Raw genomic sequence first — 16,407 nt, 5'->3', positions numbered from 1 at the left:
GAAACAGCGTCAGCCCAGGCGGCGCAGCAATTCGGCTGCCGCGTGCCGGCCGCTGAGCAGCGCGCCGTGGACGGTCGCGGGGTTGTCCGAACCCACCGCCTCACCGGCCAGGTAGATGCGGTCGCTGACCGGTTCCTGCAGCCGACGCCGGTCCTCGGGCCCGGAACCGGGCGCGTGGTAGGAGTACGAACCCAGGGCATAGGGGTCGACTGTCCACCTCGAGGATCGGACGTCGACGAGGTCGGCGCCGAACAGCTGTTGGGCGATGGGTGCTGCCCCGGCCAGCAGCTCGGCGGGCGGAGCCGATTCCACGTATCGCCCGGTGCGACCGGGATTGAACGCCAACACAATTGGTCCGGCCGCGGCGGGGAGGGTGAACCACTGCGCCCATCGGTTATCCGCCGCGCCCAGATACTGGTAGAAGGCGTTCTCCTGATCCCAATTGCGCTGCCGGAACCGGAAATAGCTCTTGGACAGCACACCGAATCCCAATGCGGTCACGGCATGAGCGTGTGCCTCCGGCAGCGGCGGGTCGAACGTGATCGCCCCGGATTTCAGCACACCGAGCGGCACCGTGATAATGGCTGCGGGTCCGTGGAATATTCTGTCGCCGGCTCGCACGGTAATCGAATCACCTTGTTGAGCAACAGAATTGACAACAGCATTGAAGATGATCTGGAGGCCGTCGGCCAGCGAGTGCGGGAATGCGTCGTAGCCGCTGGTCACCACGGACTGCGGGCCGCCGGTATAGCTGCCCTGGTCGAACGTGCTGACCGAGAGCTGGTCTGCGTCGGCGGCGTACTCGTCTTCGATCTCGGTGGTGACGTAGTAAGCAAGCTCGGCACGTTCCCGGTCGGAGAGTTCCTCGCGGTCGGCCTGCGCGGCGACGGCGGCACCGAGGCTGCCGCCCACGGCCTCCTCACGCGCGTCGGACACGAGGTCGCGCCATGCTTTGGCGTCGAAGGTGATCGGTTGCAAGGGCTGGTCGATCGCGAGTTTGACCGGGTGGTTGTAGTCGGTCGGCACGATCTGGGCGTGCACCTTGTCGGCCAGTTCCAGCAGCGGGTTGTTCGTGGTGCCGTGGATCCACGACGCGCCCATTTCCAGCGCTGTGCCCCATTCGCGATTTGTGTCGATCCGCCCGCCGATCCGGTTGCGGGCCTCGATGATCCGCACCGGCCGGCCCGCGTCGGCGAGGCTGCGCGCCGCTGCCAACCCCGCCATGCCGGCACCGATGACCAGGACCGACTTGTTATCCACCGGACGCGGTTCGCAGCCCGCGGCCAGCCCGGCACCCGCCATGACGGCACTTGCCGCCAGGAAGTCCCGACGGGACATGGGGGACACGAGTGTCAGGGTCCCATACGCCGTTACCGTTTTGTGTTCTTGGAATGTGATTGGCCGCACATCGCGTGCGGGTAAACTCGCGGGACACCGGAGGGCGGCAACGGAGCCGCCGAGGGGGGAGCGACGATGAGTGCTCGAAAGTCCACTGACCGTGGCAGATCGGGTCAGCAACTGCCCGTCGACCTACCGCCCAGCCGCATCCTTTCGGTCCGCGCGGCCGACGGCACCACGCTGCACGCGGAGGTGTTCGGGCCGCCGGACGGCTACCCGATCGTTTTGACGCACGGCATCGTCTGTGCCATCCGGGCCTGGGCCTATCAGATCGCTGATTTGGCAACCGAATATCGCGTCATCGCATTCGATCATCGCGGCCATGGCCGCAGCGGCGTGCCGCGGCGTGGCGGCTACAGCCTCAAACACCTTGCCTCCGACCTCGATTGCGTGCTGGATGCCGCACTCGCCCCGTACGAGCGTGCGGTGATCGCCGGGCACTCGATGGGCGGCATGACCATCCAGGCCTGGTCGGCGCGCTACCGGCACAAGGTCGCGCGGCGAGCCGATGCGGTTGCGCTGATCAATACGGCCAGCGGGGACCTGCTGCGCCAGATCAAGTTGCTGTCGGTGCCGCGGGGTTTGTCGCCGGCCCGTGTGCTGGCCGGCCGCACCCTGATCAATGCCGTTGGGGGACTGCCGCTTCCCGCGCTCGCCCGGATACCGAGCCAGCACCTGGTGGCGATGATGGCGGTCGGCGCGGGCACCGATCCTGCCACCGCCCGGCTCGTGTACGAACTCTTTGAGCAGACCTCCCCGGCGGGGCGCGGCGGTTGCGCCCGGATGCTGATGGCCGAGGTGGGGTCGCGTTACCTCAGCCTCGACGGACTGACGGTGCCGACGCTTGTCATCGGCAGCCAGCGGGACCGGCTGACACCGATCAGTCACTCCCGCCGGATCGCGCGCGACGCACCTAATGTCATCGGCCTGGTCGAACTGCCCGGCGGTCACTGCTCGATGCTGGAACGGCCGGCGGAGGTCAACCGGGAACTTCGTGGCCTGGCCGAATCAGCCATGGCCCGGCACGACCGCTTCCGGTTGATCAGCTCATAGCAACGCAGCTACTTCGGCAGCGGCACGCTGGCCGGATCTGACCGCGCCGTCGAAGTACCCGGTCCAATTGTCAGCCGTCTCGGTACCGGCCCAATGGATAGGGCCGACCGGTGCGCGCAGCACCCGTCCGTACTTCGTCCACGAACCGGGCGGCACCGCGGCAGTCGGGCCGCCGGGTGCGAATTGCTCTGCGCCCCAACGGTGGTCGGCATAGTCGAGGGGTTGGAATGCTTCATCCCCGAACAGCGCGGCGAAGCACTGCAGCGCCTCGCGGCGGCGCTGATCGGGTGACAGCGAGTCGAAGCTGCGGGAATCGACGAAACCCAGCAGCAGGCCGGGGCCGTCGGGGTGCGGGCTCAGGTCGAAGGTGATGAACACCGGGCCCTGGTCAGACAAGGACTGGCCGGAAAATCCGTTCTTTCGCCAGAACGGTGTCGGGTACGCCGCGTAGGCCTTGCTGAGCCGGCCCTGGGGCCAGTTGTTGGCGAGTTGCTTGTATTCGGGCGGCAGCGGGGGATTGAACTCGATGGCGGCCCGGTGGGCGGGTGGGACGGCGACGATCACGAAGCCGGCCTCGACCTGGCCTTGCTCGGTGGCGAGCGTGACGCCCGAGCCGTGCCGGTCGATACGACGAACGGGTGCGTTGAGCAGCACCCGGTCGCCGAGTTCGGCAGCCACGGCCAAGGCGATCTGTTGAGTGCCACCCGGAAAATGGTCCTCCTGCGCGCCGTTTCGGGTATCGAGCAACCGGTTCATACCGCCGGCCGCGCGGACATAGCGCGCGGCGTGCAGCAACGACACGTCGTCGGGCTCACATCCCCAGGTCACCCGGGTCATGATCGCCATCAGGTCATGCGAGGAGGCGGTGGCGCGGATCAGGCGCAACCACTGGGCCAGTGACAACTCGTCGAGTTGCTGCGCCCGCCGCGCATTCCAGGGTGCCGCCACCGGCACGGTGCGGGAGATCCGCTCGAATTGCCACTGTAATCGCGCGATATCGAGCAGGCCGAGCAGCGAGAGCCGGGGGATGGTGCCCCGGTAGGGGCGCGAGGAGCCGCGCCAGCGGATGACGTTCTTGCCCTCGTAATGGGTCGGTGTGGTCGGGATCCGCAGGTCAGCTGCGAGGGCTTTGACGGCGTCCTGGGTGGGGCCGACGAACGAGCCGCCCAGGTCGATGGGCAGGCCGGCGACGCTACCGGTGAACGAACGCCCGCCAACGCGGTCGCGGCCTTCGAGTACCAACACGTCGTGACCTTGTTGCGTCAGTTCGCGAGCTGCGGCAAGCCCGGCGAAGCCGGCGCCCACCACGACGACATCGACAGTCCGTGGGGGGTTTGTCACGTCCTCTAGTCAACAGCATCACGGGTGGTTCCGTACTGTTCTTTTTGCCCCGCCGTCCCCCATCACGTACCTGAGGTAGGAGCATTGAAAGTCTTCACCGCGTTGTATGGCCTTGCCGATGCGGCCGAACGGGCGCGTGAGCTGCGCGACGCCGGCGCAAGCGGTGTCGCCACCTTTGAGGGCCCGCACGACGTGTTCGCGCCGTTGACGTTGGCCGCCACCGTGGGCGGGCTGGACCTGATGACCAACGTGGCGATCGCGTTCCCGCGGAATCCGGTACACCTGGCGCATCAGGCCAACGACCACCAGTTGCTCAGCGGCGGGCGGTTCACCCTGGGACTCGGCACGCAGATCCGGCCGCAGATCGAGAAGCGATTCGGCGCCGAGTTCGACCGGCCCGTGGCGCGGATGACCGAGTTGATCGCGGCTTTGCGCGCCATCTTCGAAGCGTGGAACACCGGTGGCCGCTTGGACTTTCGCGGCGACTACTACCGGCACACACTGATGACACCGACCTTCAATCCCGGCCCGAATCCTCATGGGCCACCGCCGATCTTCGTGGGCGCACTGGGTCCCCGGCTGACCCGGGCCACGGCCGAACATGCCGACGGCCTGCTGGTGATGCCGTTCGGGTCCAAGCGGTTCCTGCAGACGAACACGCTGCCGGCGGTGCGGGCCGGTCTGCAGGCCAGTGGGCGACGGCCCGAGGACTTCACGATCATCCCGGAGATCATCGTGTCGGCCGGCGACACCGAAGAGGCATTGGAGCGGGCGGCCGCCGGTACCCGTCGACTGCTGGCGTTCTACGGGTCCACCCCCGCCTACCGTCCGGTGCTCGCCGCACATGGTTGGGAGGACCTGCAGCCCGAGCTCAACGCGATGTCCAAGCAGGGCCGTTGGCAGGAGATGGCCGGATTGATCGACGACGAGATGATGCACACCATCGCGGCGTGCGGCACTCCCGCCCAGATCGCTGCGCATATCCGCGACCGTGTGGACGGTGTGGCGGACAGCGTGTTCCTGTATCAGGCGGCGCCGATTGGCCTGTCCACGCTGGCCGAGATCATCGACGCACTCAGGCACGATGGTGACGACCCGCTTCGCCCGGCTACGCCGCCCTCGCGATCGACACTAGGGCGCGACGGTTAACCAGTCGGCGAAGCCCGACGGGTCGTGCCGGCCCAGCGCACCGTGCTCGTACAGACCCCAGCCTTCGACCGGGTCGGCGTCGCCGTCGCGGCACACGGCCCGACCGACGTGGTCGATCACACCGAAACCGGAGCGGCCGACGATCGCCGGATCGGTCATGTTGTAGGTGAGCCGTTCGACGAACTTCTCGCCCTTCCACATGCCGTGCAGCCAGTCCGAATCGCCGCCGTAGCCGCCGCCCACGTGGATCGGCACCGGCAGTTTGGATTCCACGTCGAAGTGGACCGGGGTGCCGTCGGGGCGGGTTGCATCGATGGTCGCTCCGGTCGGGATGCGGGTGCCCGAACGGTAGTGAATCTTCACCCGCGGCCAGCCCAGCTGCTCGACCCGGCCGTCGCGCCACACCCGGGTGCAGTCGTTGAGCGAGCGGAATCCGCTCGGCTCCTCCTGGATGATCAACACGATGGCGAAGTCGTCGAACGCGATTGGCACGTAGAGCCACCACATGCCCTCGAACGGCGGATCGGCCGGGCGCCCCGCGGGTTCGGGTTCACCGATCGGGCGGATGCCCCAGGATCGGTCCCGACTGCCGATCCACCGGGCGGGGTCGACTTTGATGTCTGTGCCGTCAACCGACAGGTGCCCGCTCCAGCTACCCAGCTGGGCGAACCGTTGCGCGTTGAGCGTCACCCTGTTTCCCGAGCGCAGGATGTGCGGTTGCTCCTGGACGACGTCGAACAGCCCTTCCCAGGTGAGATCGGCTGCGATGCCCTCGGTTTCATCGAGAACGATGCGCAGTTTCCGCAACGGCTCGATGACCTCGACCCGGTAGCCGTTGACGTGTTGGTGCAGCCGGTCCTGGTCGATCGCGTCGGACAGGTGCACCGCCGTCTGGGTGTCGCCGCGTCTGATCAACAGGAACGCATCCTTGACGCCCAAGTTGGGGTAGTAACCGATGCCGGTGATCACGAAGATGTCGCCGGTGCGGTCGTGGGCGTTGAAGTAGGAGCGGTCGTAGAAGTTGCGGTCGGAGGAACCGGGCCAGGCGATCGGCTGGGGGAGCTGATGGACCGGGTACTCGTCGAGTGGGCCTAGCATCACTGATCCTCTCCGATGAACCGTTTCATCAATCCGGCGTGGTAGAACAGCGATTCCACGTCGTCGGGTTTCTCGGCTTCACCGAAGTGCACCCGCCGCGCGCCGGTACGCATGAACACGCAAGCCCACATGACTCCCGAATACGCGTAGAACCACTGCAGGTCGTCCAGTTCCACGCCAGTGAGTTGCTGATACGTGGCGCGCACGTCCTCCTCGCGCATCACCTGCGGCAGACCCGGCAGCGTAGCCAGACCGGCCAGTTCCTCAAAGACTTTGTGCGCGTAGATCATCCAGGCCACGTCGAGTTCGCGCGGGCCCAGTGTCACCATTTCCCAGTCCAGCACCGCGACGGGTTCGAAGTCCCGGTACAACACGTTGCCCACCCGGGCGTCGCCCCACAGCAGGACGGATTCGCGGGCGTCGGCATCCTTGGGCCAATTGTCTTGCAGCCACTGCAGGCTGCGTTCGACCAGTGGCGACCGGCCGATGTCCGGGACCGCGAATTCGTACCAGGACTTGACCCAGTTGAAATGCCTGCGCAGCGCGGTTTCACCGGTCAGTCCCTCGGTGAGGAAACCAAACGTCTTCTCGGCCTGAGGGATCGAATGCAGCGTGGCCAGTACCTTGACGCTGGCGTCTTGCAGCTTGCGCTGTTGATCGGCGGGTGCGTCGGCAAACCAGTTGCCGCCGAACGTATACGGCATGACGTCGGGCGGCACCACGCCGTCAACGTAGTCCATCAGGAAGAACGGGGCGCCCAGCACCTCGCCGGTGTTCTCGATCCAGCGGACTCTGGGGACCGGGACATCGGTCAGCTCGCCGACTTGGCGGATGACTTCGAATTGATGGTCGAGGCGATAGGTGGGGAAGACCGGCACATCCTGGGTGGTGGGGGCTACGCGCGCCACCAGCTTCTGCTCCTGGCCTTCCCACCGGGCCGTCAGGATGATGGTCTCCGAGGACATGCCCGTCGAGTCCACACCGCTTTCCACGGTGACCTCCGGGGCAACGGGAAGCACGGTCGACAGCCATTGCGATATCAGGCTCGGGACGGTGGCGGTGTCGCGGCTCGAGCGTTGCATGCGGCCTATCTCTTCGACCGCCGGTTCATTGGCCACGATGCTTCCTTTGCGGGGTAATTACGATACGGTAGGTAGCGTTATGAAAGCAGACCCGTCAACCCTTGACAAGGCCCCCGGTGCCGGGCGGCCCCGGGATCCGCGTATCGACTCTGCCATCCTTGCCGCGACGGCGGAACTGCTTGTGGACATCGGCTATTCGAGTCTGAGCCTGGCCGCGGTCGCCGAACGTGCCGGGACCACCAAGTCGGCGCTGTATCGCAGGTGGTCGAGCAAGGCCGAGTTGGTGCACGAGGCGGCGTTCCCGGTTGCACCGACCGCTTTGGTGGCACCCGCCGGTGACTTCGCCGCCGACATCGCGATGATGATCGAGGCGACCCGCGACGTCTTCACCACGCCGGTCGTGCGCGCTGCCCTGCCGGGGCTCGTCGCCGACATGACCGCGGACGCCGAACTCAACGCCCGGGTCATGTCCCGGTTCGCCGACTTGTTCACCGCGGTGCGGCTACGGCTGCGGGAAGCCGTGGGGCGGGGGGAGGCGCATCCGGATGTCGACCCGGACCGGTTGATCGAGTTGATCGGAGGAGCCACCATGCTGCGGATGCTGCTGTACCCGGACCGCAAGCTCGACGACTCCTGGGTGCAGCAGACCACCGCCATCATCGTGCACGGGGTCACGCGATGACGGCGGCGATAGTCACCGGTGCGAGCCGCGGGCTGGGCCGGGCGATAGCGCTGGCGTTGGCCGCCGAGGGTGTAGCTGTGGCCGTGGCCGGCCGTACCGAAGCGGTCTGGGATGACCGGCTGCCCGGCACGATCGGCGAGACCGTCGACGACATCGAGGCGGCGGGCGGACGGGCGGTGGCCGTTCGGGCCGACCTGACCGAACGCGACGACATAGTCCGGTTGGTGGACACTGCGCGAGACACGTTGGGCCCCATCACGATACTGATCAACAACGCCGCCTTCACCGCGCCCGGCCGCCCGGGCGCGCAGCCGCGTCCCAAGTCTGCGACGCCTAAGCCGAAACCCGGGTGGCCAGGCTTCGTGAGCACCCCGCTGTCCGCCTACCGCCGGCATTTCGAGATCTCGATCTTCGCGGCCTACGAGCTCATGCAGCTGGTCAGCCCCGACATGATCACCGCGGGCGGCGGTTCGATCATCAACATCACCTCGGTCGCGTCGCGGCTGCCCGGCGACGGGCCCTATCCGGACCGCAGTAGTGGCGTGCTGCCCGGATACGGTGGCTCCAAGGCAGCGCTCGAGCATCTGACCCAATGCGCCGCATATGATCTCGCGGCATACAACATTGCGGTAAACGCCCTCGCGCCGTCCAAAGCGATCATGACGCCAGGCTTGTCCTACTATGCGCGCAGCTTCGACGAAGTCAGCTCGGCCGACGAGTTCGCCCAAGCGGCAGTGCAACTCACGCGGGTGGACCCCGCCGTGGTGACCGGCCGCACCATCGGCCACCTGCAGGTGCTCGATGGCACCTTCACGCCGTTCAGCCTCTGATCAGGCGGCGTGAAGGTTGACCAGCGTGATCGCGATGCCGGTTTCGACTTCGCTGATGTCAACTCTGGGGTAGCCGGGCAGGGGTGGCGCGGTCGATCGGTACCGGGCGCCGGTGGGGGTGGTGTACTCGGCGCTGTGCCGTCCCTCGCTGGTGCCGGTGCTGACCCGCCAGCCCGGCGCTTCTTTGGTGTAGTTGCACAATTCGCACTGACCCTGGCCGTTGTCGGCACTGGTCTTGCCGCCGCGCCGCCAGGGCTGCGCGTGGTCGCGGTGGCGGATCGGGGCGTCGCAATAGGGAGTGCGGCAGGTTTGGTCGCGCAGCCCGACGAAGCGGGCGAGGCCGCGGGGGAAGGCGCGGCCGCGGGATTCCATGGCGACCAGAGCTCCGGTGCTCGGGCGTGCGTAGAGGCGGCGCAGGCTCGCCCGGGAGCGTCGGTCGGTCAGGGCGTTGGCGATCATGGTCCGGGCCACCTCGGCGGGGATCGGTCCGTAGCCGTCGAGCAGGGCGGGGCTGGTGTCCTGGCCGAGCAGTGCGGTATCGGAGATCACCACGTTGACCGCGACCGGGGCGGCGGCGTCGGCGGGGCTGCCGGTGATTCGCTCGACGACGGTGTCCGCCATGACCTGGCCGCGGGACCGGCCATCGAAGGTGGTGTCGGCGATGCGCCGCAACGTGGCATATACCCCGACGCCCTGCGCGACGGGCAGCAGAACTGACACCCAGCTCATGGTGTCGGGGGCGGGCCGGATGGTCACCGTCCGGTCCTGCGGTGCCTTGGCCGCGCGGTCGACCACCGCGCGCGGGTCGCGACGGTAGGCGATGGCTTTAGCCTCGGCCGTCAATCGTTTGTCGCCCTTGCCGGTCAACTTGTCCACGTCGGCACACATCTCACGGTCCAGGACGCGGCGGTCTTCGACGTCCAGGCATGCCGATTCGCGCACGATCAGGGTGGCCCGCCACTCAGAGAGCGCTCCGCATTCGAGGGCGGCCAGCGTGTACGGCATCTCGTGGACCAGCGCCTTGGCCAGGCCCAGGTGCTGACCGCCGCGGACCGGAGCATCCCGGCGGGCCAGGGCGATCTCGCTGGCCAGGCCGCGGCAGCGTTTGGCCGCGGGCACCCCGGCTGCGGATTCGGCGGCTCGCCGGGCGGTGGCCAGTGCCGCCGCCGCACGGGCCTGACCCGCCGCGGCCGCGCTCTTAACCTGCTCCAACGCAGTGATCCGGGCGACAAGTTCGGCTTCGCCCGCCGCTGGGTCGAGCGACGCTAATTCCACTAGTTCGAACATATGTTCGATACTACCATGCCCCGGTGACCGCCGTCGTCGCCACTGGACCGGGGCAGGCGAACGCCGCTAGCCTTCGGCTATGAGGCACTTAGTGGCCTTCCGCTGATGTTCGACAAGCCGACGGGCCGCGTGGTCGCCGTGCTCGTCTTGTTGATCGTGGCCGCTGCCGCCCTGCGTGGGTACTTACCGCCGCAGCACGACACACGGCTCGCCGACGACGGCGGCAATCGCGCTCCGCTGATGTTCCTCGTCGCGGCAATTGCGGCCACCGTGGGACTGCTGGCGTTCTCTCTTATCGCCCGCTTCCGCGACCCGCGCGCGGTGGCGCCGAGTTCGGGCAACCTTTCGGAAATGCTGGGCCGCGGCAGCGGCGAACGACCGAGCTGGCGCGTCGTGCTGATCGCGCTCGCAGTGATTGTGGCCTGGCTGGCCATCGCGCTGCTGTTGTCGCGCCTGTGGACTCCCCCTGAAATCAATCTTGATGCACCCCAACAAAGTTCGACACCGGCCCCGCCGACGGTACCGCGCGACGGCCCGCCACCGAAACAGCCGCCACACCGCGACAAAAACGGGGACACGTTGGGTGCCCTACTAGCGTTCGTACCGGTCCTGTTGATGCTGTTCGCCGGTGGAGTCATTGCTTCCCGCCGACGTCGGCGACCGGCGGCGCCCTCGCCCCCGGCTATTAATCGGAAAGACCCCCCGGCGCCGGAAGCCGCGTCCGAATCACTGGTGCGCGCAGCCGAAGTCGGCTTGGCCGAGATGGCCGACCTGAGCCGCCAGCCACGCGAGGCGATCATCGCCTGCTATGCGGCGATGGAGCGCGAGCTGGCCAATGTCCCTGGTGCCGTCCCGCAGGAAGCCGACACCCCCACCGAAGTATTGGCCAGGGCAGTGGCACATCGTGCGCTCCGCGCCGACACCGCCGTCGAGTTGGTGAATCTGTTCGAGGAAGCCCGGTTCAGTCCGCATGTGATGAACGAAGGGCACCGCGAGACAGCCGTGCGCGTGCTCGAGTTGGTACTCGACGAGATCGCGCCGCGCTCGAGTGAGGCGGTATGAAAAGGCTACTGGCCCTGGGCATTCTGCTCATCATCGGAACGGAGCTGCTGCTGCTGGTGGCGCAGGATCGCCGGTTTGTGCTACTGGCCGCCGGCGTGGGTCTGACGTTGGTGCTGCTCAGCATCCGTCGCGCCCTGGGTCACCCGAACGAGCCCGCGCCCGACCCGGACTCCGACGATCTCGCCGACTCGTTACGCCGCTGGTTGTCCAGCACCGAAACGACTATCCGGTGGTCGGATTCCACTCGCGCGGACTGGGACCGTCATCTGCGCCCAATGCTGGCGCGGCGCTTCGAACTCACGACCGGCCAACGGCAGGCGAAAGATCCGGCCGCATTCCGAGCCACGGGGGAGATGCTGTTCGGACCCGAACTTTGGGAATGGGTTAACCCGAATAACGTGGGGTATGCGGCTGCCGACCAGCCGGGGCCCGGTCGGGCGGCGCTCGAGGAGATTCTGCGAAGGTTGGAGCAGGTATGACAACGCCGGCCGCTAGGTCAGTTGAAGAAACCACCGCCCAGTGTGAGGCGGTGCTCGACGAAATCGAACGCGTCGTCGTCGGCAAGCGCGCGGCCCTCACGTTGATCCTCACCGCAGTCCTGGCCCGGGGCCACGTGCTGATCGAGGATCTGCCCGGGCTCGGCAAAACGTTGATCGCGCGTTCCTTCGCCGCCGCGTTGGGGCTCGAGTTCACACGGGTGCAGTTCACCCCGGACCTGCTGCCGGCCGATCTGTTGGGCTCGACCATTTACGACATGCAGTCGGGACGCTTCGAATTCCGGCGCGGGCCGATCTTCACCAACCTGCTGCTCGCCGACGAGATCAACCGGACACCGCCCAAGACTCAGGCGGCCCTGCTCGAGGCGATGGCCGAGGGACAGGTCAGCATCGATGGCCAAACCCACAAACTGCCAACACCATTCATCGTGCTGGCCACTGACAACCCGATCGAATACGAAGGCACCTATCCACTGCCGGAGGCGCAACTCGACCGGTTCTCGATCCGCTTGGAGCTGCGCTACCTGTCCGAGGAAGACGAGACCGCGATGTTGCGACGCCGCCTGGAACGCGGGTCCGTGGAACCAACCGTCAACCAGGTCGTCGACGCGCACGACCTGCTGGCGATGCGTGAATCCGTCGAGCAGGTATCGGTGCATGAAGACGTCCTGCACTACGTCGTTTCGCTGGCCACCGCGACCCGCCACCATCCCCAAGTCGCCGTCGGCGCCAGCCCGAGAGCGGAGCTCGATCTGGTTCAGCTCGCCCGTGCCCGCGCTCTGCTGCTCGGCCGCGACTATGTGATCCCGGAAGACGTAAAGGCGCTCGCCACCCCCGCGGTCGCGCACCGGATCACGCTGCGACCGGAGATGTGGGTCCGCAAGATCCAGGGCGCGGACGTGGTCGGCGAACTGTTGCGGCGCCTGCCCGTGCCCCGCGCCAACGAGAAGAACAGCCCGGCATGATCCAAACTCGCGACGTCGAGTTTCGTTGGCGAGCGTCACAATTGACGTTGTCGCTCGCCACCTGCGCCGGAGTCGCGCTGGTGGCCGCCGTTGTCGGTGGGCGCTGGCAGCTGATCGCTTTTGCGGCGCCACTGCTCGGCGTGCTGTGCTCACTGAACTGGCAGCTACCGGCCCCTACGGTTCAGGTGCATGCCGAGCCGGATTCGCAGCGCTGCTTCGAAGACGAGCAAGCGCGGATATCGGTGTGGGCCACCGCGGAATCCGGTTCGGACGAGTTGGCTCTGACGGTGTCATCGGTCGGCGGCATGGATGTGGAAGTGCTGGAGTCACCGAGTAAGCACGCGAAAACAGTTGCCGCCGTTGCCCAGAGGTGGGGACGCTACCCCATCCGGGTGCGCGTCGACGTTCTCGCCCGCGGTGGCCTGGTACGTGGCACCGGCACCGTTGACACCGCTGACGTCATCGTGTTTCCCCTGACACCCCCGCAGGCGACGTCGATTCCACGGACCGAGTTGCTCGACCGGTTGGGCGCCCACCTCACCCGGCACGTGGGTCCTGGCGTCGAATACGCCGACATCCGTCCGTACATACCGGGCGACCAACTGCGCGCGGTGAATTGGGCGGTCAGTGCGCGCCGCGGCCGGTTGCACGTGACGCAGCGGCTGACCGACCGGGCTGCCGATGTGGTGGTGCTGATCGACACCTATCGACAGCCTGCGGGGCCGGCGACCCAGGCCACCGAACGCGTGGTGCGGGGGGCCGCGCAGGTGGTGCAGACCGCGCTGCGCAACGGCGACCGTGCCGGGATCGTCGCGCTGGGCGGCAACCGGCCACGCTGGCTGGGTGCCGATATCGGCCAGCGCCAGTTCTACCGCGTGCTGGACACCGTGCTGGGTGCGGGCGACGGATACGAGAAAACCACCGGAACACTCGCGCCGCGGGCCGCGGTCCCGGCGGGGGCGATTGTCATCGCCTTCTCGACGCTGCTCGATACCGAATTCGCCTTGGCGCTCATCGACTTACGCAAACGCGGCCACGTCGTGGTCGCGGTCGACGTACTGGACACCTCCCCGTTCGAGGGCGAACACGACCCGCTGGTGGGCCGGATGTGGGCGTTGCAGCGTTCCGCGATGTATAGAGACATGACCAGCATTGGTGTGGACGTGCTGTCTTGGCCATCGGACCGCTCGCTCGAGCAGTCGATGGGGGCATTACCCGATCGCCGCCGTCGGGTGCGGGGCCAGTTGCGGGGCGGCGGCTGAGATGTTTGCTCAATCGGGTAACGGGGTCTTCGCGACGATGCTCGGTTTGCTCATGGTCGCGACGGCCGCCGTCGGTTCACACGACGCGGTCCTGGCGGTTGCCGTCGCCGCGGTGCTTGCGGTGGCAGCCGGGATAATTCTCCGGCTTGGCGCGACGGTTGCCGTGTTGCTGTCGGTGGTGCTGATCCTGCTCTCGGAATCTTCGCCCGGGATTGCGGCACTGTCGGGGCTGTTCGCGGCGGCCTACCTGGTCGTTCGGCATTCCGTCAGCATCGTCGATGCGGGAACGTGGCCGACAATCATTGGCGCCGTTGGCTTTACGGCTGCGGGACTGGTCGCGACGGCGTTTCCGCTGCAGGTGCCATGGCTACCATTGATCGCGCCGCTCGGGGTATTGGCGATCTACGCGCTCACCACCCGCCCGTTCTTGAACTGAGGGCCGCGCAGTGGCTAGCTAACAAGTTCACATGAGTTTGAGTCATTCGCCACAAATTGCGCGTCAGACGTCCTACAGTCCCGCTTGAGGTGGGTTTGCGGGAGCCCTTCATCGGCGGGCTTGGAGCGATTCGCCGGAAGGGGATGGCCAAGTGAGTTTCTTCGGACTGCCGCCCGAGATCAATTCCCTGCGGATGTTTGCCGGGGCCGGTTCGGGTCCGATGCTGGCGGCAGCGACGGCATGGGATGGTCTGGCCGAGGAGTTGGCGTCCGCCGCGCAGTCGTTCACGGCGGTGACGTCGGGGTTGGCGGGACAGGCTTGGCAGGGCGCTGCCGCCGAGGCGATGGCGGCGGCCGCCGCACCCTATGCGGCATGGTTGAGCGCAGCAGCGTCCCGAGCCGCCACGGCGTCGGGGTCGGCCAACGCGGTGGCGGCGTTGTTCGAGGCGGCGCGGGCAGCGACGGTGCACCCGCTGGCTGTGGCGGCGAATCGAAATGTGTTCGTGCAGTTGGTGTTTTCCAATCTGTTCGGTCAGAACGCGCCGGCGATCGCGGCGGCCGAAGCCCTCTACGAGGAGTTCTGGGCCGCCGACGTCGCGGCGCTGGTGGGTTACCACGGTGGGGCGTCCGCCGCAGTGGCGGCTTTGTCATCGTGGGGGACGACATTGGCGAGTCTGCCGGCGCTGAGCCAGGTAGCGGCGCTAGCGGCTCCCGCTGCGGCGGTGGCCGCTTCAGTGATCCCTGGTATCAACACCGGTCTGGGAAACGGTGGCTTCTGGAACCTGGGCGGGGGCAACCTCGGTGATTACAACCTGGGCAGTGGCAACTTCGGCAGCGTGAATCTCGGTGGCGGAAACACGGGTAACCTCAACTTCGGCAGCGGCAATTTCGGGTCCTACAACCTGGGTTTCGGGAATACGGGCTTCACCAACCTAGGCCTGGGTAACCTCGGTCGGTTGAACTTCGGTTTCGGCAACAATGGCAACGGCAACTTCGGCTTCGGCAACTTCGGCGACGGCAACTTCGGCGTCGGCAACAACGGCGACGGCAACTTCGGCTCAGGCAACCGAGGCAGCTTCAACCTGGGCAGCGGCAACCTCGGGTTCAACAACGTCGGCTTCGGCAACAACGGCAATCTCAATTTCGGGTTTGGGAACAATGGCAACAACAACATCGGGTTCGGTCTCACCGGTGACAATCAGGTGGGCATCGGGGCGCTGAACTCGGGAGCGGGCAACTTCGGTTTCGGAAATTCGGGGAACAACAACATCGGATTCTTCAACTCCGGTGACGGCAACTTCGGCTTCTTCAACTCCGGCGTCGGAGGCTTCGGCTTCAGCAACTCCGGCACGACCGATACCGGTTTCTGGAACTCGGGCGCATTCGCCTCTGGTGCCGGAAACTCGGGGTTCTCGAACTTCGGACTCGGTAACGCGGGTGCCAACAATATGGGCCTCGGCAACTCCGGCAATTTCAACGTCGGGTCAGGGAACAGCGGCAGCGACAACACCGGTTGGCTGAATTCCGGCTCCGGCAACACAGGACTGTCGAACGCCGGCTACACCAATACCGGCTACGGAAACGCGGGAGACACCAATACCGGTCTGCTCAACTCCGGCAACCTGAACACCGCCGTTGGTAGCTCAACCACCCCGGTAGGTGTCACCTCTTCCGGTTTCGGCAACACCGGCACCGGGACCTCGGGCTTCTACAACTCCGCGGATTTCTCCTCCGGTTTCCAGAATGTCGACGGTCCGCTCGGTTTCGGCGGAATCTCGGGTTTCAACAACTCGAACTCGTTTACCACCGGATTCGGCAACTCCGCTTTTGGCAGCACGGGCATCGGCAACACCGGCAGCAGCGTCGGTTTGTTCAACACCGGCGACAACAGCGTGGGCATTTCGAACTCAGGCAATTTCAGCACCGGAATCGGCAACTCCGGCAACCAAAGCGCCGGAGCTTTCAACGAAGGCGACAACCAAGCCGGGATATTCGGCCGCGCCAGCGCGCCGGCCTTCCTGCTCGACCTTGGTCCGTTGGCGCCGGCGGTCGCGGCACTGGCAGCGCCGGGAGCGGTCTTCGCGCTGCCCGGCATCAACACCGGCCTTGGCAACCTCGGCAATTGGAATTTGGGTGCTGGCAACGTCGGCGACCTCAACCTGGGCATCGGCAACCTCGGCAATGTAAACCTCGGTGGCGGCAACATCGGCAACCTCAACCTGGGCAGCGGAAACTTCGGGTCCTACAACCTGGGCAGCGGCAATAT

Annotated in this window: 15 protein-coding genes; 10 read left to right on the top strand and 5 right to left on the bottom strand. The window is 66.6% G+C overall.

Translation table 11 applies throughout. The features are described 5' to 3' along the window. Positions 1-9: 9 nt before the first annotated feature. Positions 10-1,347, bottom strand: coding sequence for an FAD-dependent oxidoreductase (locus A5645_RS21820; protein WP_065130995.1), 1,338 nt, complete (start codon positions 1,345-1,347; stop codon positions 10-12). Between the two features lie 126 nt (positions 1,348-1,473). Here A5645_RS21820 and A5645_RS21815 point away from each other — a divergent pair, with 126 nt between their 5' ends. Continuing rightward, complete coding sequence (locus A5645_RS21815) at positions 1,474-2,451, top strand: alpha/beta fold hydrolase (RefSeq protein WP_065130994.1); 978 nt, start codon at positions 1,474-1,476, stop codon at positions 2,449-2,451. Here the strand turns inward: A5645_RS21815 and A5645_RS21810 are convergent. Continuing rightward, on the bottom strand, positions 2,446-3,792 hold the full coding sequence (locus A5645_RS21810) for a flavin monoamine oxidase family protein (protein ID WP_065130993.1): 1,347 nt from the start codon (positions 3,790-3,792) through the stop codon (positions 2,446-2,448). The genes A5645_RS21815 and A5645_RS21810 overlap by 6 nt on opposite strands. Positions 3,793-3,876: 84 nt before the next feature. Between A5645_RS21810 and A5645_RS21805 the strand changes: the two genes are divergently transcribed. Continuing rightward, complete coding sequence (locus A5645_RS21805; protein WP_081288488.1) at positions 3,877-4,941, top strand: TIGR03617 family F420-dependent LLM class oxidoreductase; 1,065 nt, start codon at positions 3,877-3,879, stop codon at positions 4,939-4,941. On the opposite strand, the gene A5645_RS21800 is transcribed toward A5645_RS21805, so the two are convergent. Together A5645_RS21800 and A5645_RS21795 are read right to left on the bottom strand one after the other, a co-directional pair. Then, positions 4,924-6,039, bottom strand: a complete 1,116-nt coding sequence (locus tag A5645_RS21800) for an Rv3169 family protein (RefSeq protein WP_065036451.1) — start codon at positions 6,037-6,039, stop codon at positions 4,924-4,926. The genes A5645_RS21805 and A5645_RS21800 overlap by 18 nt on opposite strands. Then, positions 6,039-7,157, bottom strand: coding sequence for a phosphotransferase family protein (locus tag A5645_RS21795; RefSeq protein ID WP_065130992.1), 1,119 nt, complete (start codon positions 7,155-7,157; stop codon positions 6,039-6,041). Before A5645_RS21795 ends, A5645_RS21800 begins: the two co-directional genes overlap by 1 nt. A 43-nt stretch (positions 7,158-7,200) precedes the next feature. On the opposite strand from A5645_RS21795, the gene A5645_RS21790 reads away from it, so the two are divergent. Next, positions 7,201-7,803 carry a TetR/AcrR family transcriptional regulator C-terminal ligand-binding domain-containing protein gene (locus A5645_RS21790; protein WP_065130991.1) on the top strand — a complete coding sequence of 201 codons (603 nt, stop codon included), beginning with the start codon at positions 7,201-7,203 and terminating at the stop codon, positions 7,801-7,803. After that, on the top strand, positions 7,800-8,633 hold the full coding sequence (locus A5645_RS21785) for an SDR family NAD(P)-dependent oxidoreductase (RefSeq protein WP_065130990.1): 834 nt from the start codon (positions 7,800-7,802) through the stop codon (positions 8,631-8,633). The genes A5645_RS21790 and A5645_RS21785 overlap by 4 nt, the downstream gene beginning before the upstream one ends. On the opposite strand, the gene A5645_RS21780 is transcribed toward A5645_RS21785, so the two are convergent. Then, positions 8,634-9,920 (bottom strand): HNH endonuclease, encoded by a 1,287-nt coding sequence (locus A5645_RS21780; protein ID WP_065130989.1) that lies wholly within the window; start codon positions 9,918-9,920, stop codon positions 8,634-8,636. A 105-nt stretch (positions 9,921-10,025) separates the two neighbouring features. On the opposite strand from A5645_RS21780, the gene A5645_RS21775 reads away from it, so the two are divergent. The 6 genes from A5645_RS21775 to A5645_RS21750 all read left to right on the top strand — a co-directional run. Beyond that, complete coding sequence (locus A5645_RS21775; RefSeq protein WP_065130988.1) at positions 10,026-10,982, top strand: DUF4129 domain-containing protein; 957 nt, start codon at positions 10,026-10,028, stop codon at positions 10,980-10,982. Next, positions 10,979-11,461, top strand: a complete 483-nt coding sequence (locus tag A5645_RS21770) for a hypothetical protein (protein WP_065130987.1) — start codon at positions 10,979-10,981, stop codon at positions 11,459-11,461. Before A5645_RS21775 ends, A5645_RS21770 begins: the two co-directional genes overlap by 4 nt. Beyond that, a complete protein-coding gene (locus A5645_RS21765) occupies positions 11,458-12,444 on the top strand; it encodes an AAA family ATPase (protein WP_065036458.1) in 987 nt (328 codons plus the stop codon). Before A5645_RS21770 ends, A5645_RS21765 begins: the two co-directional genes overlap by 4 nt. Further along, the gene (locus tag A5645_RS21760) at positions 12,441-13,706 is read left to right on the top strand and encodes a DUF58 domain-containing protein (RefSeq protein WP_065036459.1); all 1,266 of its coding nucleotides are present in this window, start codon (positions 12,441-12,443) and stop codon (positions 13,704-13,706) included. The genes A5645_RS21765 and A5645_RS21760 overlap by 4 nt, the downstream gene beginning before the upstream one ends. Position 13,707: 1 nt before the next feature. Then, complete coding sequence (locus tag A5645_RS21755) at positions 13,708-14,142, top strand: hypothetical protein (RefSeq protein ID WP_065036460.1); 435 nt, start codon at positions 13,708-13,710, stop codon at positions 14,140-14,142. 151 nt (positions 14,143-14,293) lie between these two features. After that, a partial coding sequence (locus A5645_RS21750) for a PPE domain-containing protein (RefSeq protein ID WP_065130986.1) occupies positions 14,294-16,407 on the top strand: 2,114 nt, incomplete at its 3' end.

Source organism: Mycobacterium asiaticum (assembly GCF_001673635.1).
GTDB classification, from domain to species: domain Bacteria; phylum Actinomycetota; class Actinomycetes; order Mycobacteriales; family Mycobacteriaceae; genus Mycobacterium; species Mycobacterium asiaticum_C.
This window is presented reverse-complemented; position numbering and strand designations above follow the sequence as displayed.

Bases quoted from the DNA above. Each gene is read 5' to 3' on its own strand.
- A5645_RS21815 (WP_065130994.1), top strand. From the start codon at position 1,474: ATGAGTGCTCGAAAGTCCACTGACCGTGGCAGATCGGGTCAGCAACTG.
- A5645_RS21800 (WP_065036451.1), bottom strand. From the start codon at position 6,039: ATGCTAGGCCCACTCGACGAGTACCCGGTCCATCAGCTCCCCCAGCCG.
- A5645_RS21790 (WP_065130991.1), top strand. From the start codon at position 7,201: ATGAAAGCAGACCCGTCAACCCTTGACAAGGCCCCCGGTGCCGGGCGG.
- A5645_RS21785 (WP_065130990.1), top strand. From the start codon at position 7,800: ATGACGGCGGCGATAGTCACCGGTGCGAGCCGCGGGCTGGGCCGGGCG.
- A5645_RS21780 (WP_065130989.1), bottom strand. From the start codon at position 9,920: ATGTTCGAACTAGTGGAATTAGCGTCGCTCGACCCAGCGGCGGGCGAA.
- A5645_RS21775 (WP_065130988.1), top strand. From the start codon at position 10,026: ATGTTCGACAAGCCGACGGGCCGCGTGGTCGCCGTGCTCGTCTTGTTG.
- A5645_RS21770 (WP_065130987.1), top strand. From the start codon at position 10,979: ATGAAAAGGCTACTGGCCCTGGGCATTCTGCTCATCATCGGAACGGAG.
- A5645_RS21765 (WP_065036458.1), top strand. From the start codon at position 11,458: ATGACAACGCCGGCCGCTAGGTCAGTTGAAGAAACCACCGCCCAGTGT.
- A5645_RS21760 (WP_065036459.1), top strand. From the start codon at position 12,441: ATGATCCAAACTCGCGACGTCGAGTTTCGTTGGCGAGCGTCACAATTG.
- A5645_RS21755 (WP_065036460.1), top strand. From the start codon at position 13,708: ATGTTTGCTCAATCGGGTAACGGGGTCTTCGCGACGATGCTCGGTTTG.